The sequence below is a fragment of the Mesorhizobium sp. M0808 genome, assembly GCF_040320025.1.
Taxonomy (GTDB): domain Bacteria; phylum Pseudomonadota; class Alphaproteobacteria; order Rhizobiales; family Rhizobiaceae; genus Mesorhizobium.
Genome location: NZ_JAMYOX010000001.1, coordinates 160,671 through 177,180 on the forward strand (window position 1 = coordinate 160,671; position 16,510 = coordinate 177,180).

General features: G+C 64.1%; 13 protein-coding genes. All 13 read right to left on the reverse strand.

The annotated features are described in order from the left end of the window. Positions 1-24 precede the first annotated feature (24 nt). A complete protein-coding gene (gene lpxC / locus NKI25_RS00805; protein ID WP_023676757.1) occupies positions 25-972 on the reverse strand; it encodes a UDP-3-O-acyl-N-acetylglucosamine deacetylase in 948 nt (315 codons plus the stop codon). Between the two features lie 279 nt (positions 973-1,251). Further along, positions 1,252-2,922: a cell division protein FtsZ gene (gene ftsZ / locus NKI25_RS00810; RefSeq protein ID WP_352997791.1), complete on the reverse strand. Its 1,671-nt coding sequence runs from the start codon at positions 2,920-2,922 to the stop codon at positions 1,252-1,254. A 68-nt stretch (positions 2,923-2,990) separates the two neighbouring features. After that, complete coding sequence (gene ftsA, locus NKI25_RS00815; protein ID WP_023676759.1) at positions 2,991-4,298, reverse strand: cell division protein FtsA; 1,308 nt, start codon at positions 4,296-4,298, stop codon at positions 2,991-2,993. Further along, on the reverse strand, positions 4,295-5,236 hold the full coding sequence (locus NKI25_RS00820) for a cell division protein FtsQ/DivIB (RefSeq protein WP_023676760.1): 942 nt from the start codon (positions 5,234-5,236) through the stop codon (positions 4,295-4,297). Before NKI25_RS00820 ends, ftsA begins: the two co-directional genes overlap by 4 nt. After that, positions 5,224-6,150, reverse strand: a complete 927-nt coding sequence (locus tag NKI25_RS00825) for a D-alanine--D-alanine ligase (RefSeq protein ID WP_023676761.1) — start codon at positions 6,148-6,150, stop codon at positions 5,224-5,226. Before NKI25_RS00825 ends, NKI25_RS00820 begins: the two co-directional genes overlap by 13 nt. A 315-nt stretch (positions 6,151-6,465) precedes the next feature. Continuing rightward, a complete protein-coding gene (gene murB, locus NKI25_RS00830; RefSeq protein ID WP_031211769.1) occupies positions 6,466-7,431 on the reverse strand; it encodes a UDP-N-acetylmuramate dehydrogenase in 966 nt (321 codons plus the stop codon). Beyond that, on the reverse strand, positions 7,428-8,834 hold the full coding sequence (gene murC / locus NKI25_RS00835) for a UDP-N-acetylmuramate--L-alanine ligase (protein ID WP_352456166.1): 1,407 nt from the start codon (positions 8,832-8,834) through the stop codon (positions 7,428-7,430). The genes murB and murC overlap by 4 nt, the downstream gene beginning before the upstream one ends. Beyond that, positions 8,831-9,955: an undecaprenyldiphospho-muramoylpentapeptide beta-N-acetylglucosaminyltransferase gene (gene murG, locus NKI25_RS00840; protein ID WP_352456167.1), complete on the reverse strand. Its 1,125-nt coding sequence runs from the start codon at positions 9,953-9,955 to the stop codon at positions 8,831-8,833. The genes murC and murG overlap by 4 nt, the downstream gene beginning before the upstream one ends. A gap of 1 nt (position 9,956) precedes the next feature. Further along, positions 9,957-11,108 carry a putative lipid II flippase FtsW gene (ftsW, locus tag NKI25_RS00845; RefSeq protein WP_352456168.1) on the reverse strand — a complete coding sequence of 384 codons (1,152 nt, stop codon included), beginning with the start codon at positions 11,106-11,108 and terminating at the stop codon, positions 9,957-9,959. Beyond that, positions 11,108-12,508 (reverse strand): UDP-N-acetylmuramoyl-L-alanine--D-glutamate ligase, encoded by a 1,401-nt coding sequence (murD, locus tag NKI25_RS00850; protein ID WP_352647391.1) that lies wholly within the window; start codon positions 12,506-12,508, stop codon positions 11,108-11,110. Before murD ends, ftsW begins: the two co-directional genes overlap by 1 nt. Positions 12,509-12,516: 8 nt before the next feature. Beyond that, positions 12,517-13,599, reverse strand: coding sequence for a phospho-N-acetylmuramoyl-pentapeptide-transferase (mraY, locus tag NKI25_RS00855; protein ID WP_023676767.1), 1,083 nt, complete (start codon positions 13,597-13,599; stop codon positions 12,517-12,519). A 24-nt stretch (positions 13,600-13,623) separates the two neighbouring features. Continuing rightward, positions 13,624-15,057, reverse strand: coding sequence for a UDP-N-acetylmuramoylalanyl-D-glutamyl-2,6-diaminopimelate--D-alanyl-D-alanine ligase (locus tag NKI25_RS00860; protein WP_352755758.1), 1,434 nt, complete (start codon positions 15,055-15,057; stop codon positions 13,624-13,626). Next, positions 15,054-16,508 (reverse strand): UDP-N-acetylmuramoyl-L-alanyl-D-glutamate--2,6-diaminopimelate ligase, encoded by a 1,455-nt coding sequence (locus NKI25_RS00865; RefSeq protein ID WP_352997792.1) that lies wholly within the window; start codon positions 16,506-16,508, stop codon positions 15,054-15,056. Before NKI25_RS00865 ends, NKI25_RS00860 begins: the two co-directional genes overlap by 4 nt. Positions 16,509-16,510 lie beyond the last annotated feature (2 nt).

A 16,510-nucleotide genomic window follows, 5' to 3' on the forward strand; every position in this document is an offset into this window, starting at 1 on the left:
ACGGGGGCCGTAAGACCTTAAGAATCAGATCATCCAGGGCGCATAGAGGGGTGCGTTGACGGCGCTCATCTCCGCGGTACGCCCGCGCTCGCGGCGCGTCGTCTCAACGATCTCGAAAGCCGAACGGTCGGACAAGAGACGGCGCAGCGCTGCTGCGTTCAGCCTGTGGCCGCCACGATAGGAGCGGAAGCAGCCGATGAACCGGGCACCGGCGAGCGCCAGGTCGCCCATCGCATCCATCGTCTTGTGGCGCGCGAACTCGTTGGGATAGCGCAGGCCTCCCATGTTGATCACGCGGTTGTCGTCGCCGATCACCAGGGAGTTTTCCAAAGACGAGCCGAGCGCATAGCCTGCCGCCCACAGCCGCTCGACGTCCTTCATGAAACCGAAAGTGCGGGCCCGCGCGACGTCGCGGCGGAAAATGTCAGCGTTCATGTCGGATGCAAAAAGCTGGCGCCCGATCGCCGGGCTTTCGAAATCGATCTCGATCTCGAAGCGCGTGCCGTCATAGGGCCTGAACTCCGCCCAGCAGGCGCCGTTCTCGATGCGAACCGGCTTGACCACCCTGATGTAGCGACGCTTGACCGGCAGCGTTTCGATGCCTGCCTGGTCAATGGCCTCGACGAACATCACTGCGCTGCCGTCGAGGATAGGCACCTCATGGCCGTCGATTTCGATGACGAGATTGTCGATTCCAAGCCCGAAAAGCGTCGCCATCAGATGCTCGACCGTGGCAATGTGCTCGCCATGCGGATCGCCAAGCATGGTGCAGAGATCGGTGGCGCCGACCTCGGAGACGAGCGCGCGAAATTCGTGGCTTCCGCTTGCATTCGAGAGCTGGAAGACGACACCCGTATCGGCATCCGCCGGCAGGAAATGGACGGTGACCGGATTGCCACTGTGAACGCCGATGCCAGTCAGCGTCGCGCGCGATTTAAGTGTCGTCTGATAGTCGTGCAAAACAATCCCCATAGCCCACGCTGCCTAGGTCCGCTTCATCTGCCCTGAGGGCGCGGCTCTTGATTGATCGGCAGGCAGGGCCACTTCCCCGAGACTCCCAGCAAACCGACTTTGGTCGGTGGCGAAGATAATGGTCCCGCGGGGAGTCTCCAAATCACGGTTTCTTACTCTTTGTAACTGCGGTCCAGCGCGGGATTGCCCCATAAGTCCTTGTTTTACAATCACTTTTAAAGTTAACAGGCGAACAGTTTCCTGCTCGCCTGTTAATAACTGTTACGAACCGTTAACAGATCAATTGGCCTGTCGGCGCAGGAAGGCGGGAATCTCCAACTGATCGTCTTCCTGGACAGCCCGGCTCTGCGGCGTCAGTCGGCCCTGCTCGTCCAGCTGGCCGCGGCGCGGCGCGTAAAGCTGCGGATCCTGGCTGGCAAGGCGGCGCACTTCCGCCGGCGCCTGGCGCAGTTTCGGTTCGCGAGGCTGCGCCGGCTGCAGCCTTGCAGGCTCCTCTTCGCGGCGGGTCAAGCCGTTGGTCAGGCGCTTGAGCAAGCCCATCGGGCCGCCGTTTTCGTGGTCGGCCGGGCGCGCCTTGGCTTCCACTTCGGCCTTCACCTGCGGCGGGAAATCCTCGACCCGCGGCATGCGCTGGGGTGCTGCGGCAACCGGCTGCGGCATTTCACGATGCGGAGCAGGCTGCATCGCTTGCTGAACCGCTGGCTGCATCATCGGCTGCGGCTGAGCCGGAGGCGCCTGGAAGATCTTGCTCTGCGGACGGAAGTCTTCCGCATGCGCGACCGGTGCCGGGCGGGCCTGCGCCATCGCTGCCGCATTCGCCTCGGCGAGCTGAATGGCCTCGGCGACCGGATCGGCAGCACGTGGTTCATAGATCGGCTGCTGGACAGGCGCCGGGCGCATTTCCGTGACCTGAGCCGCCGGGCGGCTGACCGGCTTCGGCGGAGCCGTGCGGATGGCGATCGGCGCGGCAGCGATTTCGGCCGCCGATTTGTCGATGCCGGTGGCGACCACCGACACGCGGATAACGCCTTCGAGTTCCTCGTCGAAAGTGGCGCCCAGAATGATGTTGGCATCCTGGTCGACCTCTTCGCGAATGCGGGTTGCCGCCTCATCGACTTCGAACAGGGTCAGGTCGCGGCCGCCGGTGATCGAGATCAGCAGGCCCTTGGCGCCCTTCATCGAGGTCTCGTCGAGCAGCGGGTTGGCGATGGCGGCTTCCGCCGCGGCCATTGCACGGCCCTCGCCCGAAGCCTCGCCAGTCCCCATCATCGCCTTGCCCATTTCGCGCATGACCGAGCGGACGTCGGCGAAGTCGAGATTGATCAGGCCTTCCTTGACCATCAGGTCGGTGATGCAGGCAACGCCCGAATAGAGCACCTGGTCGGCCATGGCGAAGGCATCGGCGAAGGTGGTCTTGTCATTGGCCAGCCGGAACAGGTTCTGGTTGGGAATGACGATCAGGGTATCGACGCATTTCTGCAGTTCCTCGATACCCATGTCGGCCGTCTTCATGCGGCGCTGGCCTTCGAAGTGGAACGGCTTGGTGACGACGCCGACGGTAAGGATACCCTTTTCGCGGGCAGCGCGGGCAACGACGGGAGCCGCCCCGGTGCCGGTGCCGCCGCCCATGCCGGCAGTGACGAAGCACATATGCGTGTTGGAGAGATGATCGATGATCTCGTCGATGCATTCCTCCGCCGCCGCGCGCCCGACTTCAGGCTGCGATCCGGCGCCGAGACCCTCGGTGACATGCGCGCCGAGCTGGATCAGCCGCTCGGCCTTCGACATCGTCAGTGCCTGCGCGTCGGTGTTGGCCACCACGAACTCGACGCCGCGCAAGCCGGCGGTGATCATGTTGTTGACGGCATTGCCGCCGCCGCCGCCGACACCGAACACGGTGATGCGCGGCTTGAGCTCGGTGATGTCCGGCTTCTGCAGATTGATGGTCATTGTCTTCGTCCTTTGCCTTTCCCGCCGCTTCGCCGCCGCGGCCGCCTATGGGGCTGTCCCCGTCAAAATTAAAAACTGTCTCTCAACCACTGACTCATTCGATGCAGTTTTCCGCCTGTTCCGGTCATCCGAAGACCGGAAATTCCCTTCGCCGGCCGGCTCTCGAAGCTCGCCATCTGTGGATAGATCAGAAGTCCGACCGGGGTCGAGAAAGCCGGCCCCTTGGCCGCCTCGGGCAAGCCTGCCACGCCAAGCGGGCGTCCGATGCGCACATTGCGGCCGAGAATGCGGCGTGCTGCTTCTGGCAGGCCGGCAAGCTGGCTGGCACCGCCGGTCAGCACCACACGCTTGCCGACGGCGTTGCCGTAGCCGGATTTGTTCAGCCGGTCGCGCAACAATTCCAGCGTCTCGTCGATGCGGGCGCGGATGATGCGCGTCATCACCGAGCGCGGGATCTGCAACGGCACCTCGCCGTCCTCGCCGATCGGATGGATGGAAACCAGGTCGCGGTCGTCGGCACTGCCAGGCAGCGCCGAGCCATGCATCACTTTCAGCCTTTCGGCGGCATCGAGCGAGGTCGACAGGCCCTTGGCCATATCCAGCGTGACGTGGTTGCCGCCGATCGCGATGGCATCGCCATGGACGAACTTGCCTTCCGAAAACACCGAGATCGTCGTCGTGCCGCCGCCCATGTCGATGCAGGCCGCGCCCATTTCGAGCTCGTCGTCGACCAGCGCAGCAAGCCCACTGGCATAGGGCGTCGCCACCATGCGTTCGACCGACAGATGCGAGCGGTTGATGCAGAGCTCCAGATTGCGCAAGGGCGCTGCGTCGCCTGTCAGCACGTGCATGTCGACGCCAAGCTGGTCGCCAACCATGCCGCGCGGATCGCGCACACCGCGCTCGGCATCCAGCGAAAAGGCTACGGGAAGCGAATGGATCACCTCGCGCTCGGCCCGCAACGCCTGCTTGGCGCCGGCGGCAAGCACGCGCTTGATGTCGGCCTCGTCGGCCTCATGGCCGCCGAGATTGATGGTGGCCGAAAAAGCCTCGCTCTTCAGCCGGCCGGCAGTCATGTTGACGATCAGCGAATCGACCGTCAGTCCCGCCATGCGTTCGGCGGCGTCGACGGCAAGACGGATGGCGTGCTCGGCACGGTCGAGATCGATGACGACGCCCGATTTCACGCCTTGCGATTTCTGGTGGCCGATGCCGATCACCTGGACGCGATGCGAGCGTCCGCGCAGCAGCTTGCCATCGTCGCGCGGCTTGAGTTTGGCCACCACGCAGCAGACCTTGCTGGAGCCGACATCCAGCACCGTCAGGATGCCGGACCGGCGCGACGAGGCATCGCTATTGCCGCCAAGCCAGCTCATATCTTCGTCTCCGGCTTGCGCTTCAGCATCTTGGGCTTTTCGTCGAGCGCGGCTTGGCGCTGTGTCGCCGCTTCCGGCGTCAACTGGACGACCAGACGATCGGAAAGGCGCATGTCGACGGCGGCGATGTCGCGCGTCAAAAGCCCGTTCTCGTGATCCATCCTGACCAGGTCGGCAATCGCCTGATCCTCACCGTCTTCGGGAAGCTTGATCGTGATGCCGTTTTCAAGCTTGAGGTCCCAGCGCCGTTCGCCGATGCGGATATAGCCCTTGATCCGCGCGGCGAGCTCCGGATAATTCTTGATCTTGGCTAGGAAATCCGGCGCTTTGGCCGGTGCGCCGGTGCCGATGATCAGCGGCAGCAATATCTGTTTGCCGCCGGAGAATGGCGCAATGACGGTGCCGGATTTCTCGATGACCGAAAGCGCGCTGCCTTGCTGCCACAGCGCGAACGGCTCGCGCTCCTCGACGCGCACTTCCAGCGTATGCGGGTAGACCTTGCGCACTGCCGCGGCTTCGACCCAGGGTAGCGTGGTGATGCGTTCGCGCGCGGCTTCGGCATCGAAGCCGATCAGCGAGGTCCAGCCGTCGAGTTCCAGCCTGTCGAGAATATCGATCTCGGACGTTTCGCGGTTGCCGACGACCTTGACCTGGTCGACGGCAAAGCCGGTGCGGGCGGTGACACTCTGGACGATGGCGTCGGAATATCCGCCGAGATAGGCGCCATAGGCACTGCTCGAAACAAGCAGTGCCGCCGACAGCATGGCAGCGCAATAGGGCGGCGCTTCGAAGTCGCCTTCGCCGAGGCGCGCCAGCACGCGCACCGGCCGGCGGAGCAGGCGCGGCAGCACGAAATGGTCGAACGACAACGGCATGCCGAACAGCGCCGGCCCGGCCGCGCCCTTCCCGTTGCCCTGTCCCCACTTCAACGCAGACACGAAGCGTCCTCCACCATCCAACTCAACAAATCGCCGAACGAGTGTCCCGCTTGCGCGGCGATTTCCGGCACCAAAGACGTCGGCGTCATGCCCGGCTGGGTGTTGACCTCGAGCCAGACAATTTCGCCGTTTTCGGAGTGACGATCGTCATAACGGAAGTCCGACCGGGAAACGCCCCGACAGCCGATAGCTTGATGAGCCTTGAGTGCCAGTGTCTGTATTTTTTGGTAAATATTCGGTGAAAGTTTTGCCGGGCATTCGTGTTTTGATCCTCCCGCGACGTATTTTGAATCATAGTCGTAAAAGGAATGGCCGGTCGGGATGATCTCGCAGACACCGAGCGCCACATCGCCCATCACCGCGCACGTCAATTCCCGCCCGTGCACATAACGCTCGACCATCACCGCGTCGCCATATCTCCACTCGGACGAGCCGATGATCTGCGGCGGATGCGACTGGCCTTCATGCACGATGACGACGCCGAAGCTCGATCCTTCGTTGACCGGCTTGACTACATAGGGCGGCTTCATCGGGTGCTTGTTCTGGATGGCGAAGCGATTGGCCACCTTCGATTCCGCCACCGGAACGCCGGCCGCCTTGGCGACCTTCTTGGCCTGTTCCTTGTTCATCGCAAGCGCCGAGGCAAGCACGCCGGAATGGGTGTACGGAATGGCGAGGTACTCGAGGATGCCCTGGATGGTGCCGTCCTCGCCGAAGGGGCCGTGCAGCGCATTGAAGACGACGTCAGGCTTGAGCTCGGCGAGCACCGAGCCGATGTCACGCGAGACGTCGACGCGGGTGACCTGGTAGCCCTCCCCCTCCAGCGTATCGGCGCAGGCTTTGCCCGACGACAGGGATACGGGCCGCTCGGACGAGAATCCCCCCAGAAGGACGGCCACGTGCTTGCTTGTCATTCCCCGTCATTTCCTCTCACAGCAGGCCTGCACCATCATGCATGGCCCGAAAAGCATCGCGCGCACTCAAATGCGCCCGAGCAACTTCGCTCCCGTGTTTCCGCAACATTGAGTCCGAGTCTCCCGGCAGGTTGCCCCCCCAGACGGAAACGCGAGTAACGCGTCGAAACGACTCAAATCAGGAAACGCTTCAGGGCAGAGAATCAGAGAGTTGATTCGCTGGCAAGTGCTTACGATTCCGATGGATTCACTTTCCGCAAAAACGGCAGCAAAATGTGAATTCATGACTCCGAAAGGCAACGGCGGTCAGCTTGCCTAAAGCAACTGCCCGAGAAATTCCTGGACGGCATGGCCCGGCCGAAAATTACCGATGCGCTTGATCTCCCACTGCAGCCGGATACCTGATCTTTCGAGCACGCGCGCACGCACCGTCTCACCGAGATATTCAAGCTCGTAGCCCGTGGCGGTTCCGGTGTTGATCATGAAGTTGCAATGCATCGGCGACATCTGCGCCCCACCAACCATCAGGCCGCGGCAGCCGGCCTTGTCGATCTCCTTCCAGGCCGAGGTGCCCTCAGGATTCTTGAAGGTAGAGCCACCGGTCTTTTCGCGGATCGGCTGCACGGTCTCGCGATGGTTCTGGACAGCATCCATCGCGGCCTTGATCGCCGCCTTGTCCTCAGGAATGCCTTCGAGCAGCGCCGACGTGAAGATCAGCCCGGACGGCGCCGCTGAATGGCGATAGGCATAGCCCATATCGGCATTGCTCAGCGTATGAACATTGCCCTTGCGGTCGAGTGCCCGCACCTCGACCACGCGCTCGCGCGTCTCGACGCCATTGGCGCCGGCGTTCATCCTCAGCGCTCCGCCAATGGCGCCGGGAATGCCGTGGTAGAAATGAAAGCCACCGATGCCTGCCTCGTAGGCAACGGCCGCAAGGCGCTTGTCGGGTGTCGCGGCGCCCGCCTTGATCGTGGTCGGCGCAATTACTTCGGTCTCGCCAAAGCCTTTGGCCGAAAGCCGGATGACAAAGCCCGCAATGCCGCCGTCACGGACAAGCAGGTTCGAGCCGACGCCGACGATGGTCAGCGGAATTTCCTCCGGCACCGCCTTCAGGAACGTGGCAAGATCGTCCTCGTCGGCCGGCTGGAACAATGCGTCCGCGAGCCCGCCGGCTCGAAACCAGGTGATCTTGTCCATCTCGGCATTGGGCGTGATGCGGCCGCGCAGTCCGGCAAGCCGGTCGCCAAGCTTCTCGATCAACGCCTGGCCGCGCATCATGAGATGGTCCCGCCGAGTTCCTTGGGCAGCGCATAGGCCCATTGGGTGATGTTGCCGGCGCCGAGGAAGACGACGAAATCGCCCGGCTTCGCCACCTCGCGCACGATCGGCGCAATCGCCGCCGGACCTTCGATGTAGCGTGCGTCGCGATGGCCGCCGGAGCGGATGCGCGACACCAGTGCGTCGGACGTGACGCCGTCGATCGGTTCCTCGCCGGCCGCATAGACGGGCGCCACCATTACCGTATCGGCGTCGTTGAAGCAGACGGAAAACTCGTCGAACAGATCGCGCAGCCGGGTGAAGCGATGCGGTTGTGTAACGGCGATGATGCGACCCTTGGTAGCGCTGCGCGCAGCTTTCAGTACCGCCGTGATCTCGACCGGATGATGACCGTAATCGTCGAACACATCGACACCGTTCCACGAACCGGTATGGGTGAAGCGCCGCTTGACGCCCGCGAAAGACGACAGGCCCTTCTTGATTGCCTCAGCCGAAAGGCCGAGCTCATGCGCGACGGCAATCGCCGCCGTCGCGTTGGAGACATTGTGGCGCCCGGGCATGGGCAGCCGCAGGCCTGATATCGTTATCTGGCCGTGCGTCTTGCGGTCGCGGATCACCACGTCGAATTCCGAGGTCGGGCCGTCCATGCGGTGATTGGTGAAGCGCACGTCGGCCTGCGCATTTTCGCCATAGGTGATGACGCGCCGGTCCTCGATGCGGGCGACCAGCGCCTGCACCTCGGGATGGTCGGTGCACATCACACCAAAGCCGTAGAACGGCACATTCTCGACGAACTGACGAAACGCTTCGCGCACTTTGTCGAAGGAGCCGTAATGGTCGAGGTGCTCGGGGTCGATATTGGTGACGACGGCAATCTCGGCCGGCAGCTTGAGGAAGGTGCCGTCGCTCTCGTCGGCCTCGACCACCATCCATTCGCCGTCTCCCATGCGGGCATTGGTGCCATAGGCATTGATGATGCCGCCATTGATTACCGTCGGGTCGAGCCCGCCGGCTTCGAGTAGCGTCGCCACCATCGAAGTCGTCGTCGTCTTGCCATGCGTGCCGCCGATCGCGACCGCCTGCCGGAAGCGCATCAGCTCGGCCAGCATTTCGGCGCGCCGCACGATCGGCAGCAACTTCTCTCTCGCCGCCTTCAGCTCCGGGTTGGATTTCTTGATTGCGGTGGAGACGACGACCACTTCGGCCTCGCCGAGGTTTTCGGCCTGATGGCCGACGAAGCATTCGATGCCCTTGTCGCGCAGCCGCTGCACATTGGCGCTGTCAGCCTGATCGGATCCCTGCACCTTGTAGCCGAGATTGTGCAGCACCTCGGCGATGCCGCTCATGCCGATGCCGCCAATGCCGATGAAATGCACGAGGCCGATCGTCTGTGGCATCTTCATGCGTGCGTCTCCTTCCTGAATTCCGAAACGGATTTCCTGGACGCAATAGCCTCTGTCAGATCGGCGAGCAACCGCGCCGCGTCGGGTCTTCGCACCGAGCGGGCCGCCGAGGCCATGGCGGCGAGCCTGTCGCCGTCGCCCAGCAACTCCACGATCTCGCCTGCGAGCGCCGCCGCGTCGAGGCCGGGCTGGCGCCGCATCACCGCGCCCCCCGCATTGACGAGGATCTGTGCATTGTGGCCTTGATCGTCGTCGAGGGCATGCGGAAGAGGCACGAGGATGGCCGGCCGGCCGATCACCGAAAGCTCGAGCACCGTCGACGCGCCCGAGCGTGAGACGACGAGATGCGCGGCGGCCATGCGCGCCGGCAGATCGGAGAAGAACGACGCGACCTCGGCCTCGATGCCGAGAGCGCGGTAGTGCTCTCTCACCCGCGCCTCGTCCTCGCCGCGTGCCTGCTGCACGATGCTCAGCCGCGAGCGCATTGCGCTGGGCATCGCCGCCACCGCCTCAGGCACAGTGTCGGAAAAATAGCGCGCGCCCTGGCTGCCGCCGAAGACGAGCAGCCGCAGCGGTCCGCCGGGCTCGGGCACGGCATAGGGCCTGCCGGCCACGTCGAGCACCGCCTGCCGGACCGGATTGCCAGTCTCCACGATCTTGGCCGAGAAGGGACCGGAGGCCTTGAGGAAGCCCCCCGCAATCGCCGTCACCCGCGGCGCGAGCGCCTTGTTGGCGCGGCCCATTACCGCGTTCTGCTCATGGATCAGCGTTGGCGCACCGCGTCGCGTCGCCGCGAACAGCGGCGGCAGCGTCGGATAGCCGCCGAAGCCCACCACCGCATTCGGCCTCAGCCGGGCGATCAGGGCGGACGACTGGCGGAATCCACGCCACAGGGTCCAGAAGGTCCGCGCGACAGTCAGCGGATTTCTCGACCCGAAGGTAGCGGAGGCGATAGCGTGGACGCCGTCGCCGGGGAACCTGCCGGCATAGCGCTCGGCGCGGTCGTCGGTGGCCAGATGTACCGCCCAGCCGCGCGTCTTGAGCTCATGTGCCAGCGCCTCGGCCGGGAACAGATGTCCGCCGGTTCCGCCTGCCGCCAGAAGGATGACCCCCTTCGCCATCTCACTCCGCCGGCATCGCACGCGGCGACGGCATGAAGCCCAGCTGCTTGCGCTTTTCCGGGCGCTTGCGCGTCAGCGCCAGCACCATGCCCATCGAGATGGCGATCGCGATCTGCGAAGAGCCGCCGTAGGAGATGAACGGCAGCGTCATTCCCTTGGCCGGCATCAGCTGCAGATTGACGGCCATGTTGATGACCGACTGCAGGCCGAAGACCGTGACCAGGCCGCCAACCGCGTAGCGGGTGAAATCGTCCTGCTCCCTGAGCGCCGTGTTGAGACCGCGCAGCACGATGAAGCCGAAGATGGACATGATGAAGAAACACATGATCAGCCCGAATTCCTCGCCGGCGACAGAGAAGACGAAGTCGGCGTGGCTGTCGGGGATGACCCGCTTGACGGTACCCTCGCCCGGCCCGACGCCGAACCAGCCGCCATTGATCAGCGCCTCGCGGCCCATGTCGACCTGGAACGTGTCGCCCTCGCCGGTCATGAAGCGGTCGATACGGCCGGCAACGTGCGGGAACACTGCATAGGCGGCGAACACGCCGCCGACGCCTGCAGCACCCAGCGCGACGATCCACAGCCACGGCAATCCGGCCATGAAGAACATCACCCCCCAGGTGCCGAGCACCAGCATGGTCTGCCCAAGGTCAGGCTGCGCCACCAGCAGCGAGATGACCAGTGCAAGCAGCAACATGGCGAACAAATTGCCCGGAATGTCGGGCTGGCGCTTGTGCTCGGCGAACAACCAGGCGCAGATGATGACGAAGGCCGGTTTCAGGAACTCGGACGGCTGGATCGACAGGCCGGCTAGCGACACCCAGCGCCGCGCGCCCTTCACCTCGACGCCGATATAGAGCACCGCCACCATCAGAAACAGCATGATGCACAACATGACCAGCGCCATGCGCCGGATCTGCCTGGATTCAAGGAACGAGACGGCCAGCATTACCCCAAGCGCCGGAATGGTGAAGATAATCTGGCGTGTCGCGAAGTGGAAACTGTCTAGCCCGATGCGCTCGGCCACCGCCGGGCTTGCGGCGAAGGACAAAACGATGCCGAGCCCCATCAGCGACAGGAACGCCGCCAGGAACCAGCGATCGATCGTCCACCACCAGGTCGCCACAGGGCTTTTGTCGAGACGGCTTTGCATTATCGTGTCCCTCCGATGGGCTTCACGCCATCAATGGCGGTTGCGGCTTGCCTGAACGCCTCACCGCGCACTTCGAAATTCTTGAACTGGTCGAAACTGGCGCAGGCCGGCGACAGCAGCACCACTGCCTCGCCGCTACTATCCCTGGCCGCATCGCGGGCGGCGTGTTCGACTGCCGCCGCCAACGTGCCTGATATCTCGTAGGGCACCGCTTCGCCCAGCGTCGCCGAAAAGGCCGGTGCGGCTTCGCCGATCAGATAGGCCTTGGCGATGCGCGGGAAGAAGCCGCGTAACGGCTCGATGCCGCCCTCTTTCGGCAGGCCGCCGGCAATCCAGTAGATACGCGCAAAGCTCGACAGCGCCGGTGCAGCGGCATCGGCATTGGTCGCCTTGGAATCGTTGACGAACAGCACATGCCCTTTGCGGCCGACCTGCTCCATGCGGTGCGCCAGCCCAGGGAAACTCTCCAGTCCGGATTGGATCTCGCCGAGCTCGAGCCCGACCTTGAGGCAGGCGGCGGCGGCGGCCAGCGCGTTCTGCGCATTGTGCTGGCCGCGCAACGAGCCGATGCCTTCGAGGAAGGCGACACGGCTGTAGCGGCCGTGCACGGCTTCCATTAAGTTGGTGCCGTCAGCGAAATAACCGTCGGTCAGCGGCAGGCGCTTGGAGATGCGGATGACCTGGCGGCCGGCCCGCTCCAGCCGATCGGCGATCTGGGCGCACCAGGAATCGTCGACACCGATGATTGCCGTCTCGCTGCCGGCCACCAGCCGCTCCTTGATCGAGGCGTAGTGTTGCATCGTGCCATGGCGGTCGAGATGGTCCGGCGTCAGGTTGAGCAGGACACCGGCCGTCGGATTGATCGAAGGGGCAAGATCGATCTGGTAGGAAGAGCACTCAACCACATAGTGCCGTTCAGGCTGCGGCGGATCGAGCGTCATCACCGCGCGGCCGATATTGCCGCCCATCTGCGTGTCGCGCCCAGCCGATTTTAGGATGTGCGCCGTCAGTGCCGTGGTCGTCGACTTGCCGTTGGTGCCGGTAATGGCAATGAAAGGTGCTGCCGGTGCCAGCAGCAGCCGCTCGCGGCAGAAAAGCTCGATGTCGCCGATGATCTCCACGCCTGAGCCCCGCGCCAGCTCGACGGTCCAGTGCGGCTTGGGATGCGTCAGAGGCACGCCGGGCGACAGCACGAAGGCAGAAAACCTCGCCCAGTCCGCACCGCGCAGGTCCGCTGTCGTGATGCCGACCGCGCCGGCTTTGGCGACGCTGTCGGGATTGTCGTCCCAGGCCAGCACATCCGCGCCGCCCTCGATCAGCGCGCGCGCCGTGGCAATCCCCGAGCCACCGAGCCCGAAGAGCGAAACGCGCTTGCCTGAAAAGGATGCGGCGGGGATCAAGCGGCCTCCTATCTGAGCTTCAGGGTCGACAGGCCGACCAGCGCCAGGATGACGGCGATGATCCAGAAGCGGATCACCACCTGGCTTTCGGTCCAGCCGAGCTTTTCGAAATGATGGTGGATCGGCGCCATCAGGAAGACGCGCTTGCCGGTCATCTTGAAGTAGCCGACCTGGATGATGACCGAGAATATCTCGACGACGAACAGGCCGCCGACGATGACCAGCACGATCTCGTGCTTTGTCGCCACCGCGACCGTGCCGATCAGCCCACCCAGCGCCAGCGAGCCGGTGTCGCCCATGAAGATCGCCGCCGGCGGCGCATTGAACCAGAGGAAGCCAAGCCCGGCGCCGATCACCGCTCCAAGGACCACCGCAAGTTCACCGGTGCCGGGCACGAAATGGATCTGCAGATATTCGGCGAACACCGCGTTGCCGGAGAGATAGGCGATGACGCCGAAGGATGCGGCGGCGATCATGATCGGCACGATCGCCAGCCCGTCGAGACCGTCGGTCAGGTTCACCGCATTGCCGGCGCCGACGATGACGAAGCACGAGAACGGGATGAAGAACCAGCCGAGATTGACGAGAAACTCCTTGGCGAAAGGGAATGTCAACGATGACGAGAACGGCGCCTGGCCGTTATGCATGATCACCCAGGCGGCGATGCCGGCGATGACGAATTCGAGCCCCAGCCGCGCCTTGCCGGAAAAGCCGAGATGCGATTGCTTGGTTACTTTGAGATAATCGTCGTAAAAGCCGATCGAGCCGAATCCCAGCGTCACCAGCAGGACCACCCAGACGTAGATGCTCGACAGGTTCGCCCACAGCAGCGACGAACCGACGATGCCGGACAGGATCATCAGTCCGCCCATTGTCGGCGTTCCCGCCTTCTTGAAATGCGTCTGCGGCCCGTCGGCACGGATCGGCTGGCCTTTGCCTTGCCGCAGCCGCAGCGAATTGATGATGGTCGGTCCGAAGATGAACACGATCAGCGCCGCTGTGATCAGCGCTCCGCCGGTGCGGAATGTTATGTAGCGGAAGACGTTGAAGACCGAGATCTTGTCCGCAAATTCGACGAGCAGTGTTAGCATGCGCTTGCGTCCCCCGGACCGATCCTAGGTCTGTCTGCTGGTTGTGGCTTCCGCCGGAAACTTGCCGAGCAACGCCTCGACCAGCTTTGAAAAGCCTATGCCCTTCGACGATTTGATCATGACCACGTCGCCGGGCTTCAATTCCGATAGAAGAATCGGTTTCAGATCTTCCGCACCGGCGCGGTACTCCGTCCTGATCTCGCCGGGCAAAACGTCGGCCAGCGCCCGCATTTCCGGACCGCCGAGAAAGACCGTGCGCGTGTCGGTGCCGACGATCAGACCGGCAAGCGCGGCATGCAATTTCGCCGAATGGCTGCCGAGCTCGAGCATATCACCGAGCACGGCAATGCGCCTGCCCTCGCCCGACACCGGCGTCGTGTTGAGCAGTGCCATTGCAGCGCTCATCGACGCCGGATTGGCGTTGTAGCTCTCGTCGATCAGCGTGATCGGCCCGTTGGGGTGACGCAACACATAGCGCTTGCCGCGTCCGCGTTCGGGCGAAAGATCGGCCAGCGCCTGCGCAACCCTGGTGACGTCGGCGCCGACCAGATGCGCGGCACCAAGCACCGCGAGCACATTCTGCACCATATGGCGGCCCGGCGCGCCGATCCTGGCGACAATCTCGTGCCCGCCAATCTTGGCGGTGATGACCGAGTGATCGGCATTGAGCTCGCATTTGATCAGTTTGAAGGTCGCCCGGGCATTCTCGCCGAACCCGTAGACATGCTCGACGCCGGCCTCTTTGGCCATCTTCTCCAGCAGCTTCCAGCGCGCATCGTCGCGGTTGAGAAGGGCGGCGCCACCGGGCTCCAGTCCCTCGAAAACCTCTGCCTTGGCCTTGGCGATCTCGTCCAGGTTGCGGAAGAAGCCGAGGTGAGCCGCCGCGATCAACGTGACGATGGCGACATGCGGCCGGACCATCTTGACCAGAGGCCGGATCTCGTCGGGATGGTTCATGCCGATCTCGAAGACAGCATAGTCGCAATCCTGCGGCATGCGCGCCAGCGTCAGCGGCACCCCCCAGTGATTGTTGAACGACTGGGCCGATGCATGCACCGTACCGACCGCCGAGAGAGCGTGGCGCAGTGCTTCCTTGGTGGTGGTCTTGCCCGCCGACCCGGTCACGGCAATCACCCTGGCCTTTGAGCGTGCGCGCGCGGCAACGCCGAGCTTTTCCAGAGCGACAAGCACGTCCTCCACGACGATCATCGGTGCCGTCAGCCGCCCCAGCGACGGCAGCTTGCCCTCGGCGACGACCAGCACCCCGGCGCCCGCCTTGATGGCGGCGGTGACGAAATCATGGCCGTCCATGGCCTCGCCCTTGATGGCGAAGAAAGCGTCTCCCGGCTGCAGGCTGCGGCTGTCGATGGAAATGCCGGCGATGCCTTCAGGCATCGGACCGAGCGGCCGGCCATCCATGGCGGCAACCAGCGCCTCGGAGGTCCACAGATAGCTCACGTCGCTTGCTCCCGCAGCGCCGAGCGAACTTCCTCATGATCGGAAAAATGCAGCGTCTCGGTGCCGATGGTCTGGCCTTCCTCATGGCCCTTGCCGGCCACGATCAGCGTGTCGCCAGCGTGAAGCATCCCGACCGCCTCGTGGATGGCCTTGCGCCGGTCGCCGATCTCGATGGCGCCAGGTGCGGCCGCCAGGATCGCGGCGCGGATCGTCTCGGGTACTTCCGAGCGGGGATTGTCGTCGGTGACGATGACGACGTCGGCCAGCCTTGTGGCGATCTCGCCCATGATCGGCCGCTTGCCCCGGTCGCGGTCGCCGCCGCAACCGAATACGACGATGACGCGGCCGGTGGTAAAGGGGCGCACCGAAGCCAGCACGTTTTCCAGCGCATCCGGCTTGTGCGCGTAGTCGACATAGACCGGTGCGCCGTTGGCGGCCGTCCCGACAAGGTCGAGCCGTCCCGGCGCGCCCTTCAATTTCTCCAGCGCCATCAACGCCTTGGCAACAGATGTTCCAGTCGAAATAGCGAGGCCGGCCGACACCAGCGCATTTGCAATCTGGAAGTCGCCGGCCAGCGGCAAGTCGACTTCATGGAGAACGCCGTCCGCTTCGACCTCGGCGCGCTGGCGGTGGCGCTCGTGCTCGACCCGCTTCAGCCGCAGGAAATCGCCGTGGCGGCCGACCGTCAGCACATTCAGTCCCCCTGCCCGCGCCGCCTTGATCGTCGGCTCCGACCACGGGTCGTCGGCAAAGATGACCGCCGGCGCGCCCTTCGGCAGCAGCGCGTCGAACAGACGCAATTTGGCGCGATGATAGTCCTCGACCGTCGGATGATAGTCCATATGGTCGCGGCCGAGATTGGTGAAGCCGCCGGCCGCAAGCTTGACGCCGTCGAGCCGGCGCTGGTCGAGGCCATGGCTGGACGCTTCCATCGAGGCGTGGGTGACGCCGGCCTCCGCCAGCTCCTTGAGCAGCCTGTGCAGTGCCACCGGATCCGGCGTGGTCAGCGAGCCATATTCGTTGCGGCCCGGCGCCACCACGCCGGTCGTGCCGATCGAGGCGGCGGCGAAACCCGCCTGCTCCCATATCTGCCGGGTGAATGCGGCGACCGAGGTCTTGCCGCTGGTTCCGGTCACCGCGACCATGGTTTGCGGTTGCATGCCGAAAAAACGTGCAGCACTCAGCGCCAGTGCAAGGCGCGGATCGTCTACGACAAGAACCGGGACTGGCAGCCCGGCGACGGCACTGCCCTTGCCGACCACGATTGCTGCAGCGCCTCGGCTCGCGGCATCGGCTGCGTAGGCTGCGCCATCCGCCTTGGAGCCGGTGAGCGCGAAAAAGACGACGCCCCGTGTTACCTGGCGGGAATCCGACGAAATCCCTGTAACCTCCATGTCGAAGGAAGCTGTCCCCTCGACAGGCAGGATACCGGCTAGATTTTTCAGCTTCATCG

What these genes read in the sequence shown, in the direction of transcription:
- lpxC (WP_023676757.1), bottom strand. Translation starts at nt 972, where the DNA reads ATGGGGATTGTTTTGCACGACTATCAGACGACACTTAAATCGCGCGCG.
- ftsZ (WP_352997791.1), bottom strand. Translation starts at nt 2,922, where the DNA reads ATGACCATCAATCTGCAGAAGCCGGACATCACCGAGCTCAAGCCGCGC.
- ftsA (WP_023676759.1), bottom strand. Translation starts at nt 4,298, where the DNA reads ATGAGCTGGCTTGGCGGCAATAGCGATGCCTCGTCGCGCCGGTCCGGC.
- NKI25_RS00825 (WP_023676761.1), bottom strand. Translation starts at nt 6,150, where the DNA reads ATGACAAGCAAGCACGTGGCCGTCCTTCTGGGGGGATTCTCGTCCGAG.
- murB (WP_031211769.1), bottom strand. Translation starts at nt 7,431, where the DNA reads ATGATGCGCGGCCAGGCGTTGATCGAGAAGCTTGGCGACCGGCTTGCC.
- murC (WP_352456166.1), bottom strand. Translation starts at nt 8,834, where the DNA reads ATGAAGATGCCACAGACGATCGGCCTCGTGCATTTCATCGGCATTGGC.
- murG (WP_352456167.1), bottom strand. Translation starts at nt 9,955, where the DNA reads ATGGCGAAGGGGGTCATCCTTCTGGCGGCAGGCGGAACCGGCGGACAT.
- ftsW (WP_352456168.1), bottom strand. Translation starts at nt 11,108, where the DNA reads ATGCAAAGCCGTCTCGACAAAAGCCCTGTGGCGACCTGGTGGTGGACG.
- mraY (WP_023676767.1), bottom strand. Translation starts at nt 13,599, where the DNA reads ATGCTAACACTGCTCGTCGAATTTGCGGACAAGATCTCGGTCTTCAAC.
- NKI25_RS00865 (WP_352997792.1), bottom strand. Translation starts at nt 16,508, where the DNA reads ATGAAGCTGAAAAATCTAGCCGGTATCCTGCCTGTCGAGGGGACAGCT.